The sequence below is a fragment of the Patulibacter americanus DSM 16676 genome (assembly GCF_000420025.1).
In the GTDB taxonomy this organism is placed as follows: Bacteria; Actinomycetota; Thermoleophilia; order Solirubrobacterales; family Solirubrobacteraceae; genus Patulibacter; species Patulibacter americanus.
In genome coordinates, this window is sequence record NZ_ATUD01000016.1 from 31,086 (window position 1) to 54,738 (window position 23,653).

Consider the following 23,653-nt stretch of genomic DNA (forward strand, 5'->3'; position numbering starts at 1 on the left):
GACAACCGAGACGCGGCGTACGCGTGTTCGGTGAACGGCTGTGCACAAACGTACGACCCGACGCCCGGGTGGGTCAAGGGATCCGTAGGCTCTGGCCGTGACATCGGGCACACCGCAGGGGTGGGGTCCGGATCACCTGCTGAGATGAGACGCGTGCACCCCGAGCAGACGGCCCCGCAGGGCGGCCGCGCATGACCCCGCAGCCCCGGCCCGTCGGACGGCCCGGCGCGTCGCTTCGCCTCGTGGAGACGTCGTTGGACGAGCCACCGCTCTCGCGGCAGGAGCGCAAGGAGCGCACCCGCCAGGCGTTGCTCAACGCCGCGCTCGCGCAGCTCGAGGACCGCAGCTTCGGCGCGATGAGCCTGCGCGAGGTCTCGAAGGCCGCCGGCATCACGCCCACCGCCTTCTACCGCCACTTCGACAGCATGGAGGAGCTCGGCCTCGTCCTCGTCGACGACTCCTTCGCCTCGCTGCGCGAGCTCATGCGCGCCGGCCGCTCCGAGGTGGCCGAGCCGGGGGACGACATCCGCACCTCGGCCGCGATCCTCGTGCGCCACGTGCAGGAGCACCGCCTCCACTACCGCTTCATCGCGCGCGAGCGCTCGGGTGGCATCGCGAGCCTGCGGGCCGGCATCGCCCGCGAGATCCACTCGTTCTCGAGCGAGCTCGTCGGCGACCTGCGCCGCTACCCGGTGCTGGGCGAGCTCGACACCCCGTCCCTGGACATGATCGCCAGCCTCTTCGTCACGGTGATGGTCGCCACCGCCGAGCGCCTGCTCGACGCTCCGGAGGCCGAGGGCGAGATCCGCGCCCGCACCGAGGACCAGATGCGCATCATCGTCCTGGGCGCGACCCAGTGGCACCGGGTCTGAGGGACTCGCGTCGGCGCCGCGCGGCGTGACCTCGACGCAGGACCCGGATCGCGGTCGTCGTCGCCTCGAGCAGCGCCTCGCGATGACGGCCGGCCCACCGGGTCCGCCACGTGACCCAGACGGCCTCGTTCCACGGGCCGACGGGTAGCGACTCGACCGTCTCGAACTTCCGGGGCCGTCGATCGATGTGGTCGCGATGCGGGTTCGGGACGCTGCGAGTCGTGAGTGCCGCTTCGAGCTCGCCGTATGCGAGTGCGCGGGTCAGCGGCCCGGGGCGCTGTTCGGAGACCTCGACTCGCCAGCCGGGATCGACGCGCTCGAGGCCGAAGATCAACGCGTCGATCAGCGGGGTCCGACGCGGGAAGATCCCGATCCTCACGACGCCGTTCGTGCCGGTCGCGACAGCCTGTGCCTCCCGCGCATGGAGCGCCGCCGCCTCGACGAGGCGCCGCGCCGCGGGCAGCACCGCATGTCCCGCGGGCGTCAGGGCGATGACGCACCGGTGCGACCGGTCCACGAGCGTCTGACCGACCGCCGCCTCGTAGGCGCTGACGCGTGAGGCGATCGCCTGCCGCGACACCCCGAGCTCTTCGGCGACCAGGCCGATGCGGCGACGGTCCGCGACGCGTACGAACGCCAGCACGGCGTTCAGGCTCGGGGTCTCGTCCATGGTTCCGACCGTGCCACCTCGAGTTCCTCCGCGCCCGTTCTTTCGCGCGAAGTCGCGATGTCGGGGCCACCTCGCAACGGAGTGCGCCCGTTTCGCATCGAGGCGGGGTCCCCGGACGCGGGACGTCGCCCCTCGCGGCGCAGTATGAGAATGCCGAGAAGTCTTGTCATTCTCATACTGCGCCGGGGGAGCTCTCTCGGCGCAGGCCGACACCCCGAGGAGCACCCATGGCAGTCGTGAAGATCAACGCGATCGAGGTCGATCCCGCTCGCGGTCCCGAGCTCGAACAGCGGTTCGCCCAGCGGGCCGCCGAGGTCGAGTCGATGCCGGGGTTCCTCGGATTCGAGCTGCTGCGCCCGACTGAGGGCGAGACCCGCTACTTCGTGTACACGCGCTGGGAGACCGAGGAGGACTTCCAGGCCTGGGTCAAGAGCGCGGAGTTCCGGCGCGGCCACGCGCAGGCGTCGGCGGACCGCGGCGCGGAGAAGCCGGTCGCGCACGGGTCTAGCGTGCTGAGCTTCGACGTCGTGCTGGCGGTCGGGGCTGCGGACGCTGCTGCGTCGGCCTCGGCCGAGACCTCCTGAGGCACGGACATAACGACGGAACCCTCGATCTCGACCTCAGTGGGGTCGAGGGCCGTCGAGCATCCCGCCTTCGGCCGTTCGTTCATGAGAGTTCGGCGCCGCCGCGCCGAGTCCTCCCCCGGTGAGCGTGCTCAGGCCAGCTCCGGGTACGCCCCGCGGCTGAAGACCATGGGGTGGTCGCTCTCCGTCACCCCGAGGTCTCGCACCGCGCCCACCACGAGGGAGTGGTCGCCGAGCTGGATCTCGCGCTCGAGCTCGCAGTCGATCCAGGCGACGATGCCGTCGAGGATGGGGGCGCCCGAGTACGGCCCCGGTCTCGTGGGCAGGCCGGCGAACTTGTCGCCGCCTCGGCGCGCGAACCGTGCCGCCATCGCGTTCTGCCCCTGGGCCAGGACGTTCACGCAGAACCGGCCCGCCTCGCGGATCACGGGCCAGCTCGTCGAGGTGTTCGCGGGGTAGAAGCCCACGAGCTGGGGCTCGAGTGAGATCGACGTGAAGGAGCCCACCGCCATGCCCGCGGGACCGTTGGGGGCGATCCCGGTGACGACGACCACGCTGGTCGGCACGTGCGACAGCACGTGTCGGAAGTGCTCGGGGTCGCCGTGCTGCTCGGGGCCGGGGGAGGGTGCGCTCATGGGACGGAATTCCACTCGGGATTCGGAGAAAGTCTACGCCGCGGACATCTCGGGGCCGTTGCAGAGGGTGGTCGAGGATGGTCGAGGGGGGTTGAGGTGCCGCAGGCGTCCCGCCGATCACGTACGCTCAGCGTCTTCTGTGCGAAAGGTCCGGTTTTCCGGAGCCACGTCCAGAAACACCGATACCAAGCTGATACCGAGCGAACCGCCCGCGGGGCCGCCATCGAACGCCGTTAATAAACAGACGGCCGATGCTGGTGGACAGTGCCCCTCCCCGGACGTAGCTTGCTCGAGTTTCCGCACCCGGAGGAGAGAGCCTGTGCGCTCAAGGACCATCAGGACCATCGGCAGCCCGCCACGTAGGGCGTCAACCCGCTCGCGTCTCATCGCGGCAGCGGCTTGTGCGGTTCCCGCGCTCGCCATGTTCGGCGCCACCAGCGCCCAGGCCTACGAGATCGACAACTTCTCGGCGCAGCTGCTGAACGGCAGCACGGGGCCGACGGGTACGTTCGCCAGCCAGGCGAGCGACCACCCCGACTTCGGCGTCATCAGGTTCGACACGAAAATCACTCCGGTGAACAACGCCGGCGTGAGCCCGGTGACGGAGCAGAACGGGTCCACGAAGACGATCCGCGTCGACACGCCGCCCGGCCTGGTCCCCAACCAGGAGGCGACGCCCAAGTGCGAGGACGAGGACCTCGAGGCGAACACGTGCGCCCCGGCCACGCAGATCGGCATGGTCGAGCTGCGCCTGCGCACCTACATCCCGCCGAATGCCCAGGCCGGCCTCGGCTTCCCGCAGGGCGCCAAGGGCACGGTGCGCGTGCGCATCGGCCTCTACAACATGGAGACGCACGAGGGCGAGCTCGCGCGCTTCTCGTTCAACCCGCAGCAGGCCCCGAACGCCACGGGTGAGGTGGTCGACATCGTCGGCGGCATGCGCCCCGAGGACAACGGCCTCTTCTTCACGATCAACAACGTCTCGACGCCGACGGCGGCGAACCCGACGACGCCGCTCCTGACCGGCTCGACCCTGACGTTCTGGGGCACCCCGGGCTCCGCTCTGCACGACGCCGAGCGCGGCTCCGCCACCCTCACGCTCGTCAACACGGACAACGCCGGCACGTGGCCCGGCGGCGGTCCGTTCCCCAGCCCGCCGTTCCCGCCCATGGGCACGCCCATCGCGGCCGGCCCGACGAACGTGCCGCTCGGCGCCCGCCCCGCCACCGGCCCGCTCGGCATCACGAACCGCACTTCGGCGTTCCTGACGAACCCGACGACCTGCGTCGGCCCGCAGACGGCCACGCTCACCCTCGACTCCTACCAGGGCGATCGCCGCACCCGCGACGACATCGTCGGTGAGGAGACGAACGGTCTGCAGGGCTGCGACCAGGTGCCGTTCTCGTCGCAGACGAGTTTCGGCCCGAGCTCGATGCAGAACGACGCTCCGGTGCCGCTCTCCGTCGCCCTCGACATCCCGCAGACCGAGGACACTAACGTCCTGGGCACGTCCCACGTGGACGACGTCTCCGTGACGCTCCCGCCCGGCATGACGATTTCCCCGTCGGCCGCCAACGGCCTCGAGGCCTGCACCGACGCCCAGCTCGGTCAGGGCACGAACGACGCGATCGCCTGCCCGGCGAGCTCCCGCGTCGGCGCGATCAGGATCGCCACCCCGGTGCTCGACTCGCCGCTCGAGGGCAACGTCTACATCGGCCAGCCGCTCTCGGGCAACCGCTACCGGCTGTTCCTCAACGCGGACGGCCACGGCATCTCCATCCGCCTGAAGGGCACCGTCACGCCGAACCCGGAGACGGGTCAGGTCACGGCCGTCTTCGAGAACAACCCGCAGCTCCCGTTCTCGCAGTTCAAGCTCGACTTCGACGGTGGCTCCAAGGCCATCATCGCCAGCGCGCAGACCTGCGGCGCCGCTGAGGGCAGCGGCACGCTGACCGCCTACTCGGGCCACCCGGCCTCCCGCACCGCCTCGACGGTGCAGACGGTCGGCTGCAACGGCAACCCGTTCGCTCCGTCGGTGAGCGCCGCGTCCGTCTCGACGCTGGCCGGCAAGTACTCGCCGATCGGGGTCGTCTTCGGCCGCCCCGACGGCAACCAGTTCCTCTCGGGTCTCTCCGCCACGCTGCCCATCGGCATGACGGCGAAGATCAAGGGCGTCCGCCAGTGCAGCGAGGCGCAGGTCGCCGCGATCACCTGCACGAACGACTCGCGCATCGGCACCGTGTCGGTCGCCGCCGGCCCCGGTGAGGCGCCGTACCGCCTGACCGGCACGGCGTACCTGACCGGCAGCTACAAGGGCGGCGCCTTCGGCTCCGTCGCCGTGATCCGCGTCATCGCCGGTCCGTACGACCTCGGTCACGTCGTCGTCCGCCAGGCCCTGCGCGTGGATCCCGAGACGGCCCAGGTGACCGTCGACAGCGATCCGCTCCCGCAGATCAAGGAGGGCATCGTCCTCCGCCTCCGCGAGCTCAAGCTCGACGTGGACCGCAGGGACTTCCTGCGCAACCCGACGTCGTGCGGCCCGGCCATCATCGAGGCCAACCTGACCGGCAACGCCGGTGGCACGGCCACCCGCGGCGCGCGTCAGACCTTCACGGACTGCAAGAAGCTGCCGTTCCGTCCGAAGATCACGGTCGCGTTCGGCGTCAAGTCGCAGATGAAGAAGGGCCGCAACCCGAGCGTCACCGTCACGGCGACGCAGCGCGAGTCCGAGGCCGGCATCCGTTCGACCCAGGTCGCGCTGCCGAAGGACGTCTCGCTCAAGGCGGCCAACGCCGAGACGCTCTGCACCCAGGTGCAGATGCGCGCCGACAAGTGCCCGAAGGCGTCCATCGTGGGCTCCGCGCGGGCCACCACGACGATCCTGAACCGTTCGCTCAAGGGCCCGGTCTACTTCGTCAAGGGTGAGCGCACGACGGCCGCGGGCAAGGTCGTCCGCACGCTGCCGGCGCTCTACATCCCGCTGTTCGGCGAGGCACGCATCAACGTCCGCGCCCAGACGTCGGTCAGCCGTGGCCGCCTCGTGACGACGCTCCCGGCGATCCCGGACGCGCCGATCACGAAGTTCACGCTGAAGATCAACGGCGGCAAGCGCGGCATCATCAACGCCAACCGCGACCTCTGCAAGCGCAGCGTCAAGGCGTCGGCCCGGTTCGCGAGCTGGAGCGGCAAGAAGGCTCCGACCCGCAAGCCGCGCATCTCGCGCTCGGTCTGCAAGACGAGCTCGAAGTAACCCCGGTCGGCCGCCGCCCGGCGGCCGACCGACACTCCCCGCCGGCGACGGCGGGGACGCAGCACCGAGGCCCCGGACCACCGTCCGGGGCCTCGGTCGTTCACCGGCAGGAGTCGAACACGAAACGCAACACGACCGCAACGCGTTTCTGGTGGACAACCGTGCTCCCACCCCGTAGCCTGCTCGCGCCGCACACCCTCGACTGCGGTGCCCCCGAGGAGAAGACATGAGCCCAACGGTCGTCGCGGTCCCCCACCGCACCACACCCGCATCCCGCCGAGGAGTCGCGCTTCTGGCGCTGCTGCTGCTCGCCGTGTTCGGCGTCGGCATCGCCGGCGCATCATCGGCGCACGCCTACGGCATCGTCGACTTCAAGGCCGGGCCGCTCAAGAGCCAGGCCGACGGCGCCGAGCAGGACCGCGCGAACGACTTCTCGCAGTCCGCCGGCCGCCCGACCTACGGCATCACGGACTTCACGTTCGCCCAGGGTGCGAACGACGAGCCGGTCGCCAACACGAAGAACGTCCGGGTCGACATCCCGGCGGGTCTCACACCGAACCCGCGGGCGGTCCCCACGTGCTCCGATGCCGACCTCCTCGCCACCCGGTGCGCGCCTGAGACCCAGGTCGGCGTGAGTCAGCTGACCATCCGCGGCACGCTGACGCTCCCGCTCATCCAGCTGCCCCTGTCGCGGCAGACGATCATCGCCCGGGTTCCCGTCTTCAACATGGAGCGCCGGCCCGGCCAGGTCGCGCGCTTCTCCTTCAACCCGCGGCAGGCCCCGGGCGCCGACCTCCTCGGCGGCGACCTCGACCCGATCGACATCGTGGGCGGCGTGCGCAGCGAGGACGCCGGGCTGTTCTTCACGATCACGGACCTGCCGCAGGATCCGGCAACCATCCGGTCGAAGCTCATCTTCTGGGGCCAGCCCGGCGCGGACATGCACAACCGCGAGCGCACTCGGGCCTCCGCCGACATCCCGGCCCTCGAGGCCATCCCGCTGGTCGGTGCGTTCATCCAGATCGCGACCGCCGACACCGGCGGCAACCGGCCCGTCCCGAACAAGACCCGCGCCTTCTTGACAAACCCGTCCTCCTGCGCCGGCCCGCAGACGTCGACCGTCGCGACGGAGTCCTACGCCGGCGAGCGCGCGTCGCGCAGCTACGCCACGCCGGTCGGCATCTCGGAGTGCGAGACCACGCCGTTCGGCGCGGAGATGGGCCTCGGCCCCCAGCAGGTCACCCGCGACAGCCCGAGCGGCCTCGAGGTCGGCCTGAGGGTTCCGCAGAACCAGGACTCGGAGCGCGGGACGGGCCACGTCAAGGACGTCTCGCTGACGCTGCCCCCCGGGGCGACGATCAGCCCGTCCGTGGCCAACGGCCTGGAGACGTGCTCCGACGCCGCGTTCAAGAAGGGCACGAACGAGGCGATCGACTGCCCCGCCGCCTCGCGCATCGGCTCGACCGAGGTCGTGACGCCGCTGCTCGACAACCCCCTGACCGGCAACGTGTACCTCGGCGACCCGATGCCCGGTGACCGCTACCGCCTGCTCATCAACGCGGACGGTCCCGGCTTCTCCATCCGCCTGACCGGCTCCGTCAAGCCGGACCCGAAGACGGGCCAGCTGACGACGGTCGTCAGCAACGCGCCGCAGGTGCCGTTCTCCGACTTCAACCTGCGCTTCGACGGCGGCCCGCGCGCCGTCATCGCGACGCCGCAGACGTGCGACACGGCGACGGGCTCCGCGAGCCTGGCCCCGTGGGCGGGCACCGCGCCCGCGACGCCGACGGCCAACCTGAACGTCACGGGCTGCGAGGGCGGGTTCAACTTCGCTCCCGCGTTCGGCGCGAAGGCCTCGCCCACGGCCGGGGCGTTCCAGCCGCTGTCCGTGAGCTTCGGGCGCAACGACGGCGACCAGTTCCTCGAGAAGATCGCCGTCGACCTGCCGCCGGGCCTCCTGGCGAAGATCAAGGGCGTCACGCGCTGCTCCGAGGCGCAGGTCGCCGCGGCCGCGTGCCCGGCGGCGTCGCGGGTCGGCACCGCCAGCGTGCAGGCCGGTCCCGGCTCCGCGCCCTACGGCCTCTCCAGCCCGGTGTACCTGACGAACGCCTACGGCGGCGGCAACTTCGGCTTCGCGACGATCATCCGCGCGATCGCCGGCCCGTACGACCTCGGCAACGTCACCGTCCGGCAGGCCATCAAGATCGATCCGAACGACGCCCACGTGTCGGTCGTCTCCGATCCGCTGCCGCAGATCCAGGAGGGCATCCTGCTCCGCCTGCGGGCGCTCGAGCTGAACGTGAACCGCGCCGGCTTCACGCGCAACCCGACGTCGTGCGGCCCGAAGACGCTGACGGCCAACCTCGGTTCGCCGAACGGCGGGACGGCGCAGCGCACGACGAGCCTGACGTTCGCCGACTGCGCGAAGCAGAAGTTCGCGCCGAAGATGCGGCTCTCGTTCACCGGCAAGAAGGACATGAAGGCCGGCCGCAACCCGGGCGTCACCGCGAAGGTCACGCAGAAGGAGGGCGAGGCCGGCATCAAGTACACGACGGTCGTGCTCCCGAAGTCGGTCGCGCTCGCCTCGAGCAACGCCAACACCCTCTGCCCCACCGACGCGGCGCTGCAGGACAAGTGCGGGAAGAACACGATCGTCGGCAGCGCGTCGGCGGAGACCCCGATCCTGGGCACCAAGCTCTCGGGCCCGGTCTACTTCGTCAAGGGTCAGCGCACGACCGCGACGGGCAAGGTCGTCCCGACCCTCCCGACGCTGTTCGTGAAGCTCCAGGGCGAGGCCACGATCTACCTGCGGGCGGTGACCGCGGTCAACAAGGGCCGCCTGACCACGACGTTCCCGGCGATCCCGGACGCGCCGCTGACGAACTTCACGTTCAACATCAGGAGCGGGAAGGGCGGCATCATCAACGCGAACGCCGACCTGTGCGCGAAGCGGCAGCGCGGCAGCGCGCGGCTCGCCTCGCACTCGGGGGCGCAGCCCAAGGCGTTCAAGACGACGATCGCCACGGCGTGCGGCAAGTCGCCGAAGCTCAAGGTGCGCTCGATCAAGCGCTCCGGGACGACGCTGCTGGTCAAGGGCACCGTCACGAAGAAGGCCAAGGGCCGCGTGACCGCCCGCGTCACGTGCGGCAAGACGACGGTCCGTACGACGGCGACCCCCAAGAAGGGCCGCTGGACGGCGAAGGTCCGCCTGACCAAGGGCTGCAGCAACGCGTCGAAGGCGACGCTGAAGGTCGGCGTGGCGTCCAAGGGCGCCTACGCCTCGCAGACCGCGAAGAGCCGCAAGCTCAAGCTGCGGTTCTGACGCGGGTAGGCTCGGGCGCATGAGCGTCCGAGCCGAACCGATCGGCGTCGCCATGCTGGGCGCGGCCTTCATGGGCCGCGCCCACGCGCACGCCCTGCGGATCCTGGGGGGCCCGGCCGGACCGGGCGGCCCCGGGGACGCCGCTCCGCCCCGGCTCGAGGTGCTGGTCGGCCGCGACGCCGAACGCGCCGCGACCGCCGCCGCCGGCCTCGGGTTCGCCCGCTCCACCACGGACTGGCAGGCGGCCATCGCCGACCCGGCCGTCCACCTGTTCGACGACGTCGGACCGAACGACCAGCACGCCGAGCCGATCATCGCGGCCGCGCGGGCCGGCAAGCACGTGCTGTGCGAGAAGCCGCTGGGCCGCACCGCCGACGAGGCGCACGCGATGTGGACCGCCGCCCACGAGGCCGGCGTCGTCCACGCCACCGCGTTCAACCACCGCTGGCTCGCGGCCGTCCGCCACGCGCACGACCTGATCGCCGCCGGCCGCATCGGCGCGGTCCGCCACGTGCGGGTCCGCTACCTGCAGGACTGGCTCGCCGACCCGGACGCCCCGTGGTCGTGGCGGCTGTCCCGGGAGCGCTCCGGCTCCGGCGTCATCGGCGACCTCGGCTCGCACCTCGTCGACCTCTGCCGGCACCTCGTGGGCGAGATCGACGAGGTCTCCGCGCTCACCCGCACGTGGACGACGGAGCGTCCGGGCGGCACGGTCGACGTCGACGACAGCGTCGACGCCACCCTCACGTTCGCCGGCGGGGCCACCGGCACGCTCTCCGCGTCCCGCGTCTCGCACGGCCGCGTCAACAGCCTGACGCTCGAGATCACGGGGGAGTCGGGCACGATCCTCTTCGACCTCGAGCGATTGAACGAGCTGCGGCTGATCGTCGCGGGCGAGCCGTCGACGGAGCAGGGACTGCGCACCATCCTCGTGACTGACCCGGGGCACCCGTTCCTGCGCGACTGGTGGCCCCCCGGCCACACCCTCGGCTGGGACGTCGGGTTCGTCCACGAGCTCCACCACGTGCTGCAGGCCATCCGCACCGGCGAGCCGATCACGCCGCTGGGCGCCGACTTCGAGGACGGCTACCGGGCCGCCGAGGTCTGCGACGCCCTGGTGCGCTCCGCGGCGGGGGGCCGGCCGGTGCGGCCCGTGTACCGGGCGGTCGGGGCGTAGGGGGCGGGCCCCTACGCCACCCCGTTCTCCCGCGCACGGGCCACCGCGGCCTCGAGTCCGCCCGTCCAGGCCGGCCCGTGGCCCGTGAGGCCCTTCGAGGCGCCCGTGGCGGCCAGGGCGTCGAGGGTGCGGAGGTTGCGCTCGCTGTCGGCCGTCGCGGCGCGGGCCACGACGCGGGGGCCACGCTTGCCGGTGTAGGGGTCGAGCATCACGAAGGCGTCGCCGACGATGACGGCGTCGCGATCGCGGAGGTGCAGCGAGGTGTGGCCGAGGGTGTGGCCGGGGGTGCGTACGAGGATCGGGTCGCCGGGGACCGCCAGCGTGTGGGTCGCGTCGTCGTAGCGGACGACCTCCTTGATCGCCGCCGGCCAGAACGCCCGGTTGCGGACGAGCGAGGCCACGATCGGCATCGCCTTGACCTGGGTGGCGAGGTAGAGGGAGCGCGGCCGCTCGTGGTCGTAGCGCGAGGGGTGGCGCGTGAGCGGGGCGTCGTTCTCGTGCACGTGGATCGGCACCCCGAGCTCCTTGCGGGCGCGCTCCGCGAAGCCGACGTGGTCGAAGTGGGCGTGGGTGAGGACGACGGCACGGACGTCGTCCGTGGTGCGCCCGATCGCCTTCAGCGCGTCCTGGAACGACCCCCACGAGGTGGGCACGCCGCAGTCGACGACGGTCAACCCGGCGTCGCCCTCGACGAGGTACCAGTTCGTGTAGGCGTCCTCGATGCGGTGGACGCCGGGTGCGACATCGGTCTCGAGCATGTCGCGGGGATACCCCATCGCCGCAGGGATACGCGCGCATGGCGCCGGGTTCCGCGGGTACCTCGCGAGGATGCTCTTCTTCTCCTCCGGCCTGGGCTGCTTCGGCTCCCTCGTCCTGTCCGTCATCCTCACGCTGGCTTTGCTGTTCGTCCTGCGCGTCATATGAGGGCCGCCGTGCCCGCCCCGATCCGTGCGGGCCTGGCCGCGGCCGACCGCCTGCACGAGCGCCTGTTCGTCGCGGGGTACACCCGGGTGCAGGAGCGCTCCGAGGCGGCCGGCATGCGCGGGATCCGGCGGGCGCTCGTCGCCGACGCCCACGGGCGGGTCCTCGAGGTCGGCGCCGGCACCGGGCTGAACGTGGAGCACTACGGGGCCGGGGTGGACGAGCTGCTGCTCGTCGAGCCCGCGCCGGCGATGCGGGAGGCGCTCGTGGCGGCCACGGATGGGCGCTCGTCGGCGCCCGCCGTGCGGGTCCTGGACGGCACGGGGGAGGCGCTGCCCGCCGCCGACGGGTCCGTCGACACCGTGGTGGGGACCTTCGTGCTGTGCAGCGTCGACGACCCCGCGGCCGTGCTGCACGAGGTCGCGCGCGTGCTGCGGCCTGGCGGCCGCTACCTGGGCCTGGAGCACGTGCGCGCGGACACGCGGCTCGGGGCGGGGGCGCAGGACGCCGTCGCGCCGGCGTGGCGGTTCGCGGTCCGCGGCTGCCGCTGCAACCAGGACGCCGTCGCCGTCGTCGGCGCCAGCCCGCTCGAGGTCGAGGCCGTCGACCGGTTCGCCGGCCCGCGCCAGCCGTGGCCGGTGCGTCCGGGCGTGCGGATCGCCGCGCGGCGCCCCTGACGCCGCGAGGCTCACGACCGACCAGCTCCGGCCGCGTCCGACCGGCTCCGCCGGGATCGCGACCGATCCCCTCCGCCCGCGTCCGTAGCATCGCCCCGATGGTCCCCCCGCTCGACCCCGCTGCCGCCGGTCGCCCCGCGTGACCCTGCGCGAGCTCCACGAGCGGATCGCGGCCACGCAGCCCGCGCACTGGCGGCTCCTGCCGGCCGGGCCGGGGTTCGGCGGCGGCGGGGCGACCCGGGCGGTCGCCGAGGAGGACGAGGGCGAGGGCGACGGCTCGGGAGCGGTCCAGGGAGACGACGCCGGCGCCCGGCCCGGCACGCCGAACGCCTCGGACGCCGGCCACCTCCACCGCGCAGTGCTCCGCGCCGACGTCGACCTCGTCCTCACGTGGGGCCTGCGCGAGTCGCCGCGGGACTACTTCGAGCCGTGGCTCGGCAACCTGGGCCGGATGAGCGAGGTGCGCTGCGACCGCATCCTGCTCGACGTGCTCTGGCGGGGGTCGCTCGTCGACCGGCTGCTGGGCCTGGCGTTCCGCGACTTCCTGCTGCCGTTCCCGCGCTCACGCACCCCGCGGGTCAAGGGCCTGCCCGACCGCTTCTACGCTCGCGACGAGACCCCGGCGTGGAAGCTCGCGCACGAGCTGACCTTCCCCGACGGCGTGGCGTTCGAGCGCGTCGGGCACCGCTCGGGCCTGCGGGTCGAGTAGGCCGCCGAGGTGGTCGCCGCCCTCGCGGGTCCCCGCGTGATGTCGGTGCTCGGCGCGCTGACGATCGCGTTCTCGAGCATCCTGGTGAAGGTCGCCGACGTCTCGCCGTCGACCGCGGCGATCTTCCGCTGCGTCTACGCCATCCCGGCCCTCCTGCTGCTGGCGTGGTGGGAGTCCCGGGGCGCCGACGCGCCCGTCCGCGGCGCCCGGGAGCGCCGCCTGGCGTGGGCGGCCGGCGTGTTCTTCGCGGCGGACCTGCTCTTCTGGCACCACGCGATCCAGGACGTCGGCGCCGGGCTCGCGACCGTGCTCGCCAACCTGCAGGTGGCCCTCGTGCCGCTCGTGGCGTGGGCCGTGCTCTCCGAGCACCCCGGCCGCCGCGTGCTCGCCGCCCTCCCGGTGGTCCTCGGCGGCGTCGTGCTGATCTCGGGCGTCCTCGACCAGGGCGCCTACGGCGAGCACCCGCTGCGCGGCGCCGTCTTCGGCGTGCTCACGGGCCTGACCTACGCCGGATTCCTGCTGCTCCTGCGCGCGGCCACCGTCGACCACACCCGCCCCGCGGGACCGCTGTGCGACGCGACGATCTCGAGCGCCCTCGTGGCGATCGCGGCCGGCCTGGTCGTCGGTGACGCCGACCTGCTGCCCTCCTGGCCCGCGCACGCCTGGCTGCTGACCCTGGCCCTGACCTCGCAGGTCCTCGGCTGGATGCTGATCTCGCGCGCCCTGCCGCAGCTCCCGGCGGCCCTGACCTCGGTGATCCTCACGATCCAGCCGATGGGCTCGGTGCTCCTGGGGGTCGTGCTGCTCGGGGAGTCGCCGACCGCGCTGCAGCTCGTGGGCGTGGGCGCGGTCCTGTGCGGGCTGGTGATCGTGACGGCCCCGTCGCGGCGGGGGCCGCGGGGCGGGGCGGACGGGGCATCGGTGGCGGCCGGCGAGGCGCCGACGGGGGCCGCGGCGCGATAGGGAACGGTCGATGGACGTCTCGCGCAAGAACGCCTGCTCAGTCGTACATCGCCGTCCCGGCCCCGATGCATAGGCCTCCGCGTGCGAACATACGTTCGCCTTGGATCCCTCGAGTCACGAGCTGCGCGGCGCGATCATCGACTACCTCCGCGACGTGGTCGGGATGGACGACCGCTGGGCCGAGCACCACGGCCGCAACCTCGCACGCACCGCCCTGCAGATCGCGGGACGCGACGCGCTCGTCGAGGCGACGCGGTGCCGGCGGATGCTCGACCACGAGGTCGCCCGCTCCCGCGCCGCGCAGGCCGAGCTCGTCGCGCTGCGCGTGGCGCTGCACCGCTACGCCACGCAGGAGCACGACGAGGGGGCGGCGGCGCGGGCGGTGTTGCGCGGGTTCCTGCGGTGAGGGCGTCGGGACGTCCCGGGCGCTCCCCGCCGGCGGGGCCCATCGGCATCCCTTCTGGCTCCGGGCCGCTTCGTTCTTGGCGACGGGGGCCTCCGGGGTGAAGCTGGCTTGGTCCGCCGCGGGCGTCCGCGGCGCCGCCCGCCCCGTACCTCGGCGGGGGTGGAGTGGGTCCACGGCGGGCACCGGCATCGACTCGAAGGAGCAGGACCTTGTCCGCCAAGTTCACCGGACGCTGCGAGTGCGGCGCCATCACGTACGAGTTCAACAACGCCCCCGACTTCGTCGCGGACTGCTACTGCAAGGACTGTCAGCGGTCCTCGGGTGGCGTCATGGCGTCGTACTTCAGCGTCGCCGAGGACGACTTCAAGCTCCTCAGCGGCAACCCGCGTCCCTACGCCTACGTGGCCGACAGCGGCAACACGCTCGAGCGCAACTTCTGTCCCGACTGCGGCGCCCGCGTCTTCACGAACAAGCTCTCGGGCTTCCCGGGCACGGTGTTCGTGATGCTCGGCAGCCTCGACGACCCCGAGACCGTCAGGCCGCCGATCACGGAGATCTTCACGGCGCGCCGCATCTCCTGGACCAAGCCGCTCGACGTGCCGCAGCACTGGGCCCGTCCCGACGTGGACGAGGGCATCGCCCGGCAGCACATGCCCGGAGGCTGCGGCTGAGGGCCGCGCCCGTCCAGCCCCCCAGAACGACGAAGGCCCCGCCATGCGGGGCCTTCGGTGTTCATGGGCATAACTGGACTCGAACCAGTGACCTCTCGCGTGTGAAGCGAGCGCTCTAACCAACTGAGCTATACGCCCGGAGAGTCGTAGAGAGTAGCGCGCCGCGCGCGGACGCGTCCTCTGACGGCGGGTCGTCCCGCCCGTGCTACCCGCGCGCCGCCGTTCATGGGATCCTTAGGCGATGGAAGAGCGCGAAGAGCCGTACGGGCGCGAAGAGGCGGCGAAGGGGACCATCAACGACTCCGAGGCCGCGGGCCTGCACCGCACGGACGATGAGGGTCCGGCGCAGCCCAGCGACGAGGCCGAGGACCGCAACAAGTCGCCCCGTGGCGGCGCCCGCTTCGACGACGACGAGATCGCCGTCGACCCGGAGGACGCCCCCACGGCCAACGCGTTCCTCATCCGCATCACCGGCGTGATGTTCGTCCTCGTCGGCCTGCTGGTGCTCGCGGGCATCACGCACTCCACGGTCTTCCTCGTCATCGCGCTCGTCGCGATCCCGGTCGGCGCGTACTTCGTGCTGAAGGCCGTGTTCCAGATGATGGCCGGCGACTGACCGACGACACCGTCGCCTCCGGGCGACGTGCGCGGTCCGGCCGCGGCCCGGCCGCGAGCACCGAGGTCCGGCCCCGGCCGCTCGCGCAGCGCCGGCGCCCGGTCACCGCGGCGCCGGGCAGGGCGGGCGCCCGGTCTTCGCGGCGCTCGCTAGGATCGCCAGACGCGTACGGCGGGATGAGCCCGTCGTCGACGGCATCGATGGGGGAGTCCCCGTGCGACGCCGGCCCGTGAACCAGGTCAGGTCCGGAAGGAAGCAGCCTTAAGCGGTAGTCGGTGGGCGCGCGGGTGCCTCCCCCGGAGTCGTCGGCGACGGGCTGATTTCGTGTCGGCGCCGCGGCGCATAGGGTGGACGGCATGACCGGCCTCGCTCCCGCGATCACCCTCCACGTGCTGCCGCCCTCGCCGCCGTGCCACACGGTCGAGGCCGCGCTCCAGCTCAAGGGCCTGCCGTACGAGCGCGTCGACTTCGCGCCCGGCCCGCACGTGGCGCAGATGGAGGAGATCTACGGTGCGGGCCGCACGACGGTCCCCGGGATCCTCGTCGACGGCGAGCCCGTCCACGGCTCCGTCACGATCCTCGAGCGGCTCGAGCAGATCCAGCCCGAGCCCGCCCTCTACCCGGCGCCGATCGCCGAGGCCGTGCACGAGGCCGAGCGGTGGGGCGAGGCGGAGTTCCAGGACCTCGCGCGGTACATCCCGTGGGGCGCCCTGTACTTCCGCCCCGAGTCGCTGGGCACCTTCGGCGGCGCCGGCCAGCTCGACGCGGCCGGCACGGACTACGCCATCAAGGTCATCCGCGCCACGTGGAAGTACCACGGCCTGACCGCCCAGACGCTGTTCGACAGCCTGCAGGGCCTGCCGGAGAAGCTCGACCGGATCGACGCGCTCGCCGCCGACGGCACCATCGGCACCGACCACGTCACCGCCGCCGACCTGCAGATCGGGGCGTCGCTCCGCACCCTGCTCGTCGTCGAGGACCTGCACCCGCTGATCGTGGGCCGCCCGGGCGAGGAGATCGCCCGCCGCCTGTTCCCGGACAACCCGGGCCTCGTGCCCGCCGGCGCCCTGCCCAAGGGCTGGGTGCCGACGCGGTAGGGGCCGCTACCAGGCCACGACGCCCTCGGCCTCGAAGAACGTGCCCGTCGGGCCGTCCGGGCCCAGCAGCGCGGCCTGCACGATGGGCTCGACGCCGACCTCGACGGTCAGCGGCCCGAGGTGGTCGTTGAGGTCGGTGGCCGAGAACCCCGGGTTGACGGCGTTGACCCGGGCGCGGGGCAGCGCGCGGGCGAGTTTCACGGTCACCATGTTCAGCGCCGCCTTCGACGCGGGGTAGGCCACCGGCAGGTAGCCGTGCTCGAACAGCTCCGGGTCGGTGGTGGAGCGTCCGAGCGAGCCGAGGCTGCTCGAGACGTTCACGACGACGGGGGCCGGCGACGCCTGCAGCAGCGGCCAGCAGGCGATGGCGAGGCGCATCGGGCCGAGCACGTTGGTGTCCATGATCGCGTTCATCGCCGCGACATCGGTGTCGACGAACGGCGTGGCCATGCCGTCGGCGATGGCGGCGTTGTTCACCAGCACGTCGAGGCCGCCCGCGGCGGCGATCGTCGCGACGGCAGCGTCGATGGTGTCCTGGCGCGTGACGTCGAGGGCGACGAAGCGGACGCCGAGCTCGTCCGCCGTCGCGCGGCCGGCCTGCTCGTCGCGGGCGCCGATCCAGACGTCGTGGCCGGCGGCGTGCAGGCGGCGGGCGGTCTCGCGGCCGAGGCCCTTGTTGCCGCCGGTGATGAGGGAAGTGGTCATGGGCACAGCGTTCCGCGCTTCCTCGTCCGGCAAAAGAGACCGCGTGAGGCGGGTACCCGCAGGGCGACCTTCCGCCCGCCGGAACGCGCGATCATGGAGGCGTGGATCCGAACGACCTCGGGAGCTGCCTGCGCACCTGGCGCGACCGCCTCGACCCCGCCGTCGCCGGCATCGCACCCACGCGTCGGCGGCGTACGCCCGGCCTGCGTCGGCAGGAAGTGGCCACGCTCGCCGGCCTGTCGGTCGAGTACCTGGCCCGTCTGGAGCAGGGGCGTGCGGCGCGGCCGTCGGCCGAGGTCCTGGGGCCGCTGGCGCGGGCGCTGCGCTTGAGCGCGGACGAGCGCGACCACCTCTTCCGCCTGGCCGGCCACGCCGTCCCCGGGGCCGGTAGCGCGGGCCGGCACGTGACGCCCGCGGTCGCGCGCATCGTCGATCGCCTGGGCGACGCCGCCGTTCGCGTGATCGACGTGGAGTGGAACGTGGTGCTCAGCAATCCCCTCGCGGTCGCCCTCCTGGGCCCCGAGGCGAGCGCCCCCGGTCGGCCGGGCAACGTGCTGCTTCGCCAGTTCACCGACGTGCCCAGCCGTGTCGTCCAGACCGTGGAGGAGCGGGACGCCTTCGAGGCGCACGCCGTCGCGGACCTGCGCGACGCCCTGGGCCGCTTCCCCGGGGACGACCGCCTGCGGGCGTTCGTGGACGACCTGCGGCGGACGAGCGACCGCTTCCGCACGCGGTGGGAGACGGGCGCCGTCGCGCCCTCCCGGGGAATCCTCAAGCGGATCGTGCATCCCGATGTCGGCGAGATCGTCGTGGACTGCGACGTGCTCGCGGACGCGTCGTCGGACCTGCGGCTCGTGGTCTACAGCGCCGAGACGGGTACGCCCGCGGCGCGCGCCCTCGCGCTGCTCGACGCGATCGGCACGCAGGACCTGGCGGTGGAGTCGGCCGGCTGAGGGAGCCTCAGCCCTCGACGCGGCGGCGCAGCGCCGTCAGGAACTGCGCGGCGTAGAGCCCGTCGAGCGCGCGGTGGTCCCAGCCCATGCAGAGATGCACCATCGGGCGGATCCCGATGCTCTCGTTGCCGTCGTCGTCCGTCACCACGACGGGGCGGCGGACGATCGCCTCGAGATCGAGGATCGCCACCTGCGGCAGGTTGATGACCGGGGTGGCCAGGAGGGCGCCGGCGGCCCCCGGGTTCGTGATGGTGAAGGTGCCGCCGCGGACCTCGTCCGGGCTCAGCCGGCCGGCGCGGGCGCGGGCCGCCAGGTCCTTGATCCGCCGGGCGAGGCCCTCGACGCTCAGGTCCTGCGCGTCGTGGATCACCGGCGCGATCAGGCCGTCGTCGCCGAGGGAGACGGCGATGCCGAGGTGGACCCGTTCGCCGTAGCGGACGGCCGTCTCGCCGTCGAAGGTCGCGTTGAGCGCGGGGAACTCCCGCAGGGTGCGGATCGTGTGGTGGGCGAGCAGGGGCAGGGCGGTCAGGCCGCGCTCGCGCCGCTCGCGCTCGATCCGGCTCATGTCGCACTCGACGACGGTCGTGCAGTGCGCCGCGGTGTCGAGCGAGCGACGGACGGCCGCGCCGATGGAGCGGCGCATGCGGGACGCCGGCTCGGGGACCCCGCCGAGGTCGGTCGGCACGACGGGCCCCGGGCCCGGGGCGGCGGCGTCGGCGGACGGCGGGCCCGGGGTGGCCGACCGCGCCTCGGACCCCGGCGGGCCGGGGTCCACCGCGGTCGCCTCGACCGGTGCCGGTCCCGCCACGGGGATCGACGGGTCGTGCCGGTACGGCGACTCCGTGTGCATGAGCGCGGGCGCCTGCGCGACGGGGGCCTCGGCCGCCGCGAGCACGTCGCGCTTCGTCACCCGGCCGTTGCGGCCGGTGCCCCGCAGCTCCAGGACGTCGAGGCCGTGCTCGGCGGCGAGGCGGGCGGCGACGGGGGAGGAGCGGCGCAGCGCCTCGCGGCGGGACGGGGCGCCGTTGCTGGGCGTCGACGCCGCGGCGCCCTCGGCGGGCCTCGCGGTGGCCGCCGGGTCCGGGGTCGCCCCCGGCACCGCGGTGGACGTCGTGTTCGCGGCGGCTGCTGGGTCCCCCACCGCGGCGTCGAGGCTGGGCGCCGCAGCGGCCGCGACGCCGTCCCTCGCCGCCAGCCGGGCGATGACGGCGCCCACGTCGAGCGTCTCGCCCTCCGCGGCCACGAGCTCCGCCACGACACCGGCCGCGGGGGCGGGGCACTCCACGTCGACCTTGTCCGTCGTGACCTCGCACAGGACGTCGTCGCGCTCGACGGCGTCGCCCACGGCCACGCGCCAGGCGACGACGGTGCCCTCGACCATCGAGGTGCCCATCTGGGGCATCAGGACCTCGACGGTGGCGGCGGACGCGCCGGGCACCGCGCCCGGGGCCGCGGACTCAGTAGGCGAGGAGCTCACGCGCGGCCTCCGCGATCCGGTCGGCGGTGGGCAGGACCTGCTGCTCGAGGACGGGGGAGAAGGGGATCGGCACGTCCGGCGCGGCGACGCGGCGGACGGGGCCGTCGAGGTCCGAGAACGCGCGGTCGGCGACGAGCGCGGCGACCTGGGCGCCCGCGGCACACGTCTCGTTGGCCTCGTCGACGATCAGGACCTTGCTCGTGCGGCGCACGCTGGCGAGGATCGCCTCCTCGTCCAGCGGCACGAGGGAGCGCAGGTCGAGGACCTCGACGCGGCCGGGCTCGAACCTTGCCGCGGCCTCGAGCGCCAGGTGGAGCATCGCGCCGTAGGCCACGATCGTCAGCTCCTCGCCGGCCCGCGCCACGCGGGCGGTGAACGGCTCGAGGTGCTCGCCGACGGGCACCTCGCCCTTGATCCGGCGGTAGAGGTGCTTGTGCTCGAGGAAGCAGACCGGGTTGTGGTCGCGGATCGCGGCGCTGAGCATGCCCTTCGCGTCGGCGGGCGTCGACGGCGCGAGCACCTTCAGGCCCGGGGCGTGCATGAACCACGCCTCCGGGTTCTGGGAGTGGAACGGGCCGCCCGCGAAGCCGCCGCCCGAGGGCAGCCGCAGCACCATCGGGACGGCGAGGCCCGTCCGCCAGTGCATCTTGCCGGCGACGTTGACGAGCTGGTCGAAGCCCGTGGCGACGAAGTCCGCGAACTGGACCTCGCAGACCGGGCGCAGGCCGGCCAGCGCGGCCCCGACGGAGGTGCCGATGATCGCCGCCTCGGCGATCGGCGTGTCCTGCACGCGGTCGGCGCCGAACTCGTCGAACAACCCCTCCGTGGCCTTGAACGCGCCGCCGAAGGCGCCGACGTCCTCGCCGAGGACGAAGACCCGCTCGTCGCGGCGCATCTCGACGCGCAGGGCGTCCGTGATCGCCTGCAGGTAGGTCATCGTGGCCGTGGCCGGCGCGGTGGTGTCGAGGGTGCTCATCGCGGGCTCCCGGCCGCGGGCCCGGCGCCCTCGATCGTCGTGTCCCCGGCCGGGGGGTCGCCCGCCGCGGCGTCTCCGGCCGCTGCGCCGCTGCTCGTCGCCGCGTGCCCGCTCCACGGCGCGTCGCCCCGGCCCAGCGGCCGCGGCTCCGTCGTGCAGAACAGGCCCTCGGTGGCCGAGGACGGGTCGGGCAGCGGGGTCGCCAGCGCGGCCTCCACCGCCGCGTCCAGGCGCGCGAGGACGGCCGCGCGGATCGCGTCGACGTCGATGCCGTCGGCGCGCAGGCGGGCCTCGTAGGTCGCGATCGGGTCGCGCTCCGCCCACGCGGCCAGGAGCTCCGGGTCGACGTAGCGGGCGTCGTCGTGCGAGCCGTGGCCGTTCATCCGCATGGTGCGGGCCTCGATCAGGGTGGGGCCGTCGCCGCGCAGGGCGCGCTCGCGGGCGGCGTGCGTGGCGGCGAAGACGGCCTCGACGTCGTTGCCGTCGACCACGACGCCCGGCATGCCGTAGGCGGCGGCGCGCTCCGCCGGACCGACGGCGAACTGGGCGCTCGACGGCGTGGAGTACGCCAGGCCGTTGTTCTCGCAGACGAGGATCACCGGCTCGCGGCGCAGGCCGGCGAAGTTCATCGCCTCGTGCCACGCGCCCGGCGACGTCGCGCCCTCGCCGAAGAACGTCAGCGCCACCCGGCGCTCGCGGCGCAGGCGGAACGCCATCGCCAGGCCGACGGCGACGACCATCATGTCGGGCAGCATCGAGACCATCCCGACCACACCGCGGTCCACGTCGCCGAAGTGCACGTTGCCCTCGCGGCCGCGGCTCAGGCGGTTGTCGCGGCCCAGGTGGTGGCGGATGATCTCCGTCAGGTCGGTGCCGCGGACGAGGTGCGCGCCGAGGTCGCGGATCAGGGGCGAGCAGATCACGTCGTCCGGGCCGAGCGCGAACGCGGCACCCACGGAGATCGCCTCCTGGCCGCGGCCGTCGTAGAAGGATCCGGGCGTGCGGCCCTGCTTGTAGAGGGCGACGCCGCGCTCCTCGAAGGTCCGCATGCCGACGAGGAACCCGAGCAGGGCCTCCCGGTCTGCGCGGTTCAGCGACGGGACGGTGGACGGCGGGGCGGGGGACTCGGCGAGCACGACGGGCCCGATTCTGCCCCATCGGGAGGCGGTCGCGGAGGCCGCCCGGGGACGGGAATCCCCTGCTGTACCGGGGGTTTGCGTGGGGTACGGCCGCCGGTATCGACGGCGGTACGCGGAGGGGCATGAGGGGGCCCCAGGGCTCGCCCGCCGGAGGGGTCCGTGGCGCATCCGCCTTGACGCCATCCTGCATCCTGGATACAAAAGGCCTGTGCTGTTCGTCACGCAGGTCCGGCGAAGCACGGCCCGCCAGGTCCTCCGTCACAAAGGTGCCGCTGTGCCCCGATTCGTTCCCCAAGCCACTGCACTGCTCGCCGCCGGCGCGCTCTCCGCCTCGCTCGCCGCCTGCGGTGGCACGAGCACGAGCTCGAGCGGGGGCGGGGACGGCGCGAAGGAGCAGAACGTCGCCATCGGCCTCACGGTCGAGCCGGAGAACCTCGACTTCAGCACCACGGACGGCACGGGCATCCCCGAGGCGATGCTCGTCAACGTCTACGAGGGCCTGGTGAAGCTCGACCAGGACGGCAAGATCGTCCCGCTGCTCGCGAAGTCGTGGGAGATCAGCGACGACCGCAAGACCTACACCTTCGAGCTGCAGGAGAACGCGAAGTTCTCCAACGGGTCGCCGTTCGACGCCGAGGCCGTGAAGTTCTCGATCGACCGCGTGAAGAGCGACGACTGGAAGGTCTCGCTCAAGTCGAACATGGACGTCGTCCGGCGCGTGAAGGTGCTCTCGCCGACGAAGGTCGCCGTCGAGCTGAAGAAGCCGTCGAACGGCTGGCTCTTCCAGATGACCACCCGCATCGGCGCGATGTACACGCCCGACGGCGTGGACGACCTGCCGACGAAGCCCGTCGGCACGGGCCCCTACGTGCTTAAGCGCCGCACCCGCGGCGACTCCATCGTCCTGGCCCAGAACCCCGCCTACTGGGGCGACAAGCCGGCGATGAAGGAGGTCACGCTGAAGTACTTCAAGGACGGCACCGCGCTGAACAACGCCATGCTCTCCGGCGCGATCGACGTCGTGGGCGACGTCCAGGCCCCCGACTCGCTCTCGCAGTTCGAGGGCGACGACCGCTTCGTGGTCACCGAGGGCACCACGAACGGCGAGCTGACGATGGCGCTGAACAACGCCAGCGGTCCGATGAAGGACCCGAAGGTCCGCGAGGCCATCAGCCTCGGCATCGACCGGGACGCCGTGCGCAAGGCCGCCTGGGCCGGTCGCGGCACGCCGATCGGCAGCATGGTCCCGCCGACGGACCCCTGGTACGAGGACCTGAAGGCCGCGCACCCCTACGACGCCGCGAAGGCCAAGGCGCTCCTGGCGCAGGCCGGCAAGTCCAACCTGAAGCTGCGCTTCCGCATCCCGAACCTGCCCTACGCCGTCGCCCCGGCGCAGGTCGTCAAGTCGCAGCTCGAGAAGATCGGCGTCGACGCCGACATCGAGATCCTGGAGTACCCGGCCCGCTGGCTCGCCGAGGTCTTCACGAAGAAGGACTACGACATGTCGCTCGTGCGCCACACGGAGCCGCGCGACATCGTGACCTTCGGCAACGAGGACTACTACTGGGGCTACGACAACGCCCAGGTGCAGTCGCTGCTGGCGAAGGCCGACTCCGGCACGGAGGAGGAGCAGGTGGCCGACATGAAGCAGGTCGCCCGCAAGATCTCCGAGGACAACGCCGCGATCTGGCTCTACCTCATGCCGAGCCTGCTCGTGGCGGACAAGGACGTGAAGGGCCTGCCGAAGAACCGCGTCAGCGAGGCCCTCGACGTCACCACGATCTCCCGCTAGCCGATGACCCGCCTCGGCCACACGCGCAAGGGGGTCGGCAC

21 protein-coding genes, 1 tRNA gene and 1 other RNA gene are annotated in these 23,653 nt (G+C 72.8%); 15 read left to right on the top strand and 8 right to left on the bottom strand.

What is annotated here, in order from left to right:
• Window positions 1-191 precede the first annotated feature (191 nt).
• Complete coding sequence (gene fabR, locus F593_RS0119155; protein ID WP_022930361.1) at window positions 192-872, top strand: HTH-type transcriptional repressor FabR; 681 nt, start codon at window positions 192-194, stop codon at window positions 870-872.
• Here fabR and F593_RS0119160 read toward each other — a convergent pair.
• On the bottom strand, window positions 835-1,542 hold the full coding sequence (locus tag F593_RS0119160) for a LysR family transcriptional regulator (RefSeq protein WP_022930362.1): 708 nt from the start codon (window positions 1,540-1,542) through the stop codon (window positions 835-837). The two genes, fabR and F593_RS0119160, sit on opposite strands and share 38 nt — an antisense overlap.
• Window positions 1,543-1,769: 227 nt before the next feature.
• Between F593_RS0119160 and F593_RS26770 the strand changes: the two genes are divergently transcribed.
• Window positions 1,770-2,126 (top strand): antibiotic biosynthesis monooxygenase family protein, encoded by a 357-nt coding sequence (locus F593_RS26770; protein ID WP_051160600.1) that lies wholly within the window; start codon window positions 1,770-1,772, stop codon window positions 2,124-2,126.
• A 131-nt stretch (window positions 2,127-2,257) separates the two neighbouring features.
• Here F593_RS26770 and F593_RS26775 read toward each other — a convergent pair whose 3' ends face one another.
• Window positions 2,258-2,761: a flavin reductase family protein gene (locus F593_RS26775; protein ID WP_051160601.1), complete on the bottom strand. Its 504-nt coding sequence runs from the start codon at window positions 2,759-2,761 to the stop codon at window positions 2,258-2,260.
• Between the two features lie 421 nt (window positions 2,762-3,182).
• Here F593_RS26775 and F593_RS0119175 point away from each other — a divergent pair, with 421 nt between their 5' ends.
• The 3 genes from F593_RS0119175 (at window position 3,183) to F593_RS26780 (ending at window position 10,510) form a co-directional block, all read left to right on the top strand.
• Window positions 3,183-6,011, top strand: a complete 2,829-nt coding sequence (locus F593_RS0119175) for a hypothetical protein (protein ID WP_022930364.1) — start codon at window positions 3,183-3,185, stop codon at window positions 6,009-6,011.
• 226 nt (window positions 6,012-6,237) lie between these two features.
• A complete protein-coding gene (locus F593_RS0119180) occupies window positions 6,238-9,333 on the top strand; it encodes a hypothetical protein (RefSeq protein ID WP_245540829.1) in 3,096 nt (1,031 codons plus the stop codon).
• 19 nt (window positions 9,334-9,352) lie between these two features.
• Complete coding sequence (locus F593_RS26780) at window positions 9,353-10,510, top strand: Gfo/Idh/MocA family protein (protein ID WP_022930366.1); 1,158 nt, start codon at window positions 9,353-9,355, stop codon at window positions 10,508-10,510.
• Between the two features lie 11 nt (window positions 10,511-10,521).
• Here F593_RS26780 and F593_RS0119190 read toward each other — a convergent pair whose 3' ends face one another.
• Window positions 10,522-11,268, bottom strand: a complete 747-nt coding sequence (locus F593_RS0119190) for an MBL fold metallo-hydrolase (RefSeq protein WP_022930367.1) — start codon at window positions 11,266-11,268, stop codon at window positions 10,522-10,524.
• 174 nt (window positions 11,269-11,442) lie between these two features.
• On the opposite strand from F593_RS0119190, the gene F593_RS28865 reads away from it, so the two are divergent.
• The 5 genes from F593_RS28865 to F593_RS0119220 all read left to right on the top strand — a co-directional run bounded on the left by F593_RS28865 (window position 11,443) and on the right by F593_RS0119220 (window position 14,857).
• On the top strand, window positions 11,443-12,108 hold the full coding sequence (locus F593_RS28865) for a class I SAM-dependent methyltransferase (protein ID WP_211216190.1): 666 nt from the start codon (window positions 11,443-11,445) through the stop codon (window positions 12,106-12,108).
• A 139-nt stretch (window positions 12,109-12,247) separates the two neighbouring features.
• A complete protein-coding gene (locus F593_RS0119205; protein ID WP_022930370.1) occupies window positions 12,248-12,817 on the top strand; it encodes a hypothetical protein in 570 nt (189 codons plus the stop codon).
• A 9-nt stretch (window positions 12,818-12,826) separates the two neighbouring features.
• Window positions 12,827-13,780 (top strand): DMT family transporter, encoded by a 954-nt coding sequence (locus F593_RS26790; RefSeq protein ID WP_022930371.1) that lies wholly within the window; start codon window positions 12,827-12,829, stop codon window positions 13,778-13,780.
• 100 nt (window positions 13,781-13,880) lie between these two features.
• Window positions 13,881-14,186 carry a hypothetical protein gene (locus tag F593_RS0119215; RefSeq protein ID WP_022930372.1) on the top strand — a complete coding sequence of 102 codons (306 nt, stop codon included), beginning with the start codon at window positions 13,881-13,883 and terminating at the stop codon, window positions 14,184-14,186.
• 209 nt (window positions 14,187-14,395) lie between these two features.
• Window positions 14,396-14,857 carry a GFA family protein gene (locus F593_RS0119220; RefSeq protein WP_022930373.1) on the top strand — a complete coding sequence of 154 codons (462 nt, stop codon included), beginning with the start codon at window positions 14,396-14,398 and terminating at the stop codon, window positions 14,855-14,857.
• Window positions 14,858-14,921: 64 nt separating this feature from the next.
• Here F593_RS0119220 and F593_RS0119225 read toward each other — a convergent pair.
• Window positions 14,922-14,995, bottom strand: a tRNA-Val gene (locus tag F593_RS0119225).
• A 103-nt stretch (window positions 14,996-15,098) separates the two neighbouring features.
• Here F593_RS0119225 and F593_RS0119230 point away from each other — a divergent pair.
• The 3 genes from F593_RS0119230 (at window position 15,099) to F593_RS26795 (ending at window position 16,570) form a co-directional block, all read left to right on the top strand.
• Window positions 15,099-15,473 carry a hypothetical protein gene (locus F593_RS0119230; protein WP_022930374.1) on the top strand — a complete coding sequence of 125 codons (375 nt, stop codon included), beginning with the start codon at window positions 15,099-15,101 and terminating at the stop codon, window positions 15,471-15,473.
• A 202-nt stretch (window positions 15,474-15,675) separates the two neighbouring features.
• An RNA gene (gene ffs, locus F593_RS29565) (signal recognition particle sRNA small type) lies at window positions 15,676-15,774 on the top strand.
• 55 nt (window positions 15,775-15,829) lie between these two features.
• Window positions 15,830-16,570 carry a glutathione S-transferase family protein gene (locus F593_RS26795; protein ID WP_022930375.1) on the top strand — a complete coding sequence of 247 codons (741 nt, stop codon included), beginning with the start codon at window positions 15,830-15,832 and terminating at the stop codon, window positions 16,568-16,570.
• Window positions 16,571-16,576: 6 nt separating this feature from the next.
• Here F593_RS26795 and F593_RS0119240 read toward each other — a convergent pair whose 3' ends face one another.
• Entirely contained in the window at window positions 16,577-17,275 is a 699-nt protein-coding gene (locus F593_RS0119240; RefSeq protein ID WP_022930376.1) for an SDR family NAD(P)-dependent oxidoreductase, read from the bottom strand.
• Window positions 17,276-17,376: 101 nt separating this feature from the next.
• Here F593_RS0119240 and F593_RS0119245 point away from each other — a divergent pair, with 101 nt between their 5' ends.
• Window positions 17,377-18,228: a helix-turn-helix domain-containing protein gene (locus F593_RS0119245; RefSeq protein WP_022930377.1), complete on the top strand. Its 852-nt coding sequence runs from the start codon at window positions 17,377-17,379 to the stop codon at window positions 18,226-18,228.
• Between the two features lie 7 nt (window positions 18,229-18,235).
• On the opposite strand, the gene F593_RS0119250 is transcribed toward F593_RS0119245, so the two are convergent.
• Genes F593_RS0119250 through F593_RS26800 form a run of 3 tightly spaced genes read right to left on the bottom strand, consistent with a single transcriptional unit; the run spans window position 18,236 to window position 21,817 of the window.
• Complete coding sequence (locus tag F593_RS0119250; protein WP_245540830.1) at window positions 18,236-19,705, bottom strand: dihydrolipoamide acetyltransferase family protein; 1,470 nt, start codon at window positions 19,703-19,705, stop codon at window positions 18,236-18,238.
• Window positions 19,686-20,681, bottom strand: coding sequence for an alpha-ketoacid dehydrogenase subunit beta (locus tag F593_RS0119255; protein WP_022930379.1), 996 nt, complete (start codon window positions 20,679-20,681; stop codon window positions 19,686-19,688). Before F593_RS0119255 ends, F593_RS0119250 begins: the two co-directional genes overlap by 20 nt.
• Window positions 20,678-21,817, bottom strand: a complete 1,140-nt coding sequence (locus F593_RS26800) for a thiamine pyrophosphate-dependent dehydrogenase E1 component subunit alpha (RefSeq protein ID WP_022930380.1) — start codon at window positions 21,815-21,817, stop codon at window positions 20,678-20,680. The genes F593_RS0119255 and F593_RS26800 overlap by 4 nt, the downstream gene beginning before the upstream one ends.
• A gap of 277 nt (window positions 21,818-22,094) precedes the next feature.
• Between F593_RS26800 and F593_RS0119265 the strand changes: the two genes are divergently transcribed.
• Complete coding sequence (locus tag F593_RS0119265) at window positions 22,095-23,612, top strand: ABC transporter substrate-binding protein (RefSeq protein WP_028721818.1); 1,518 nt, start codon at window positions 22,095-22,097, stop codon at window positions 23,610-23,612.
• Window positions 23,613-23,653 lie beyond the last annotated feature (41 nt).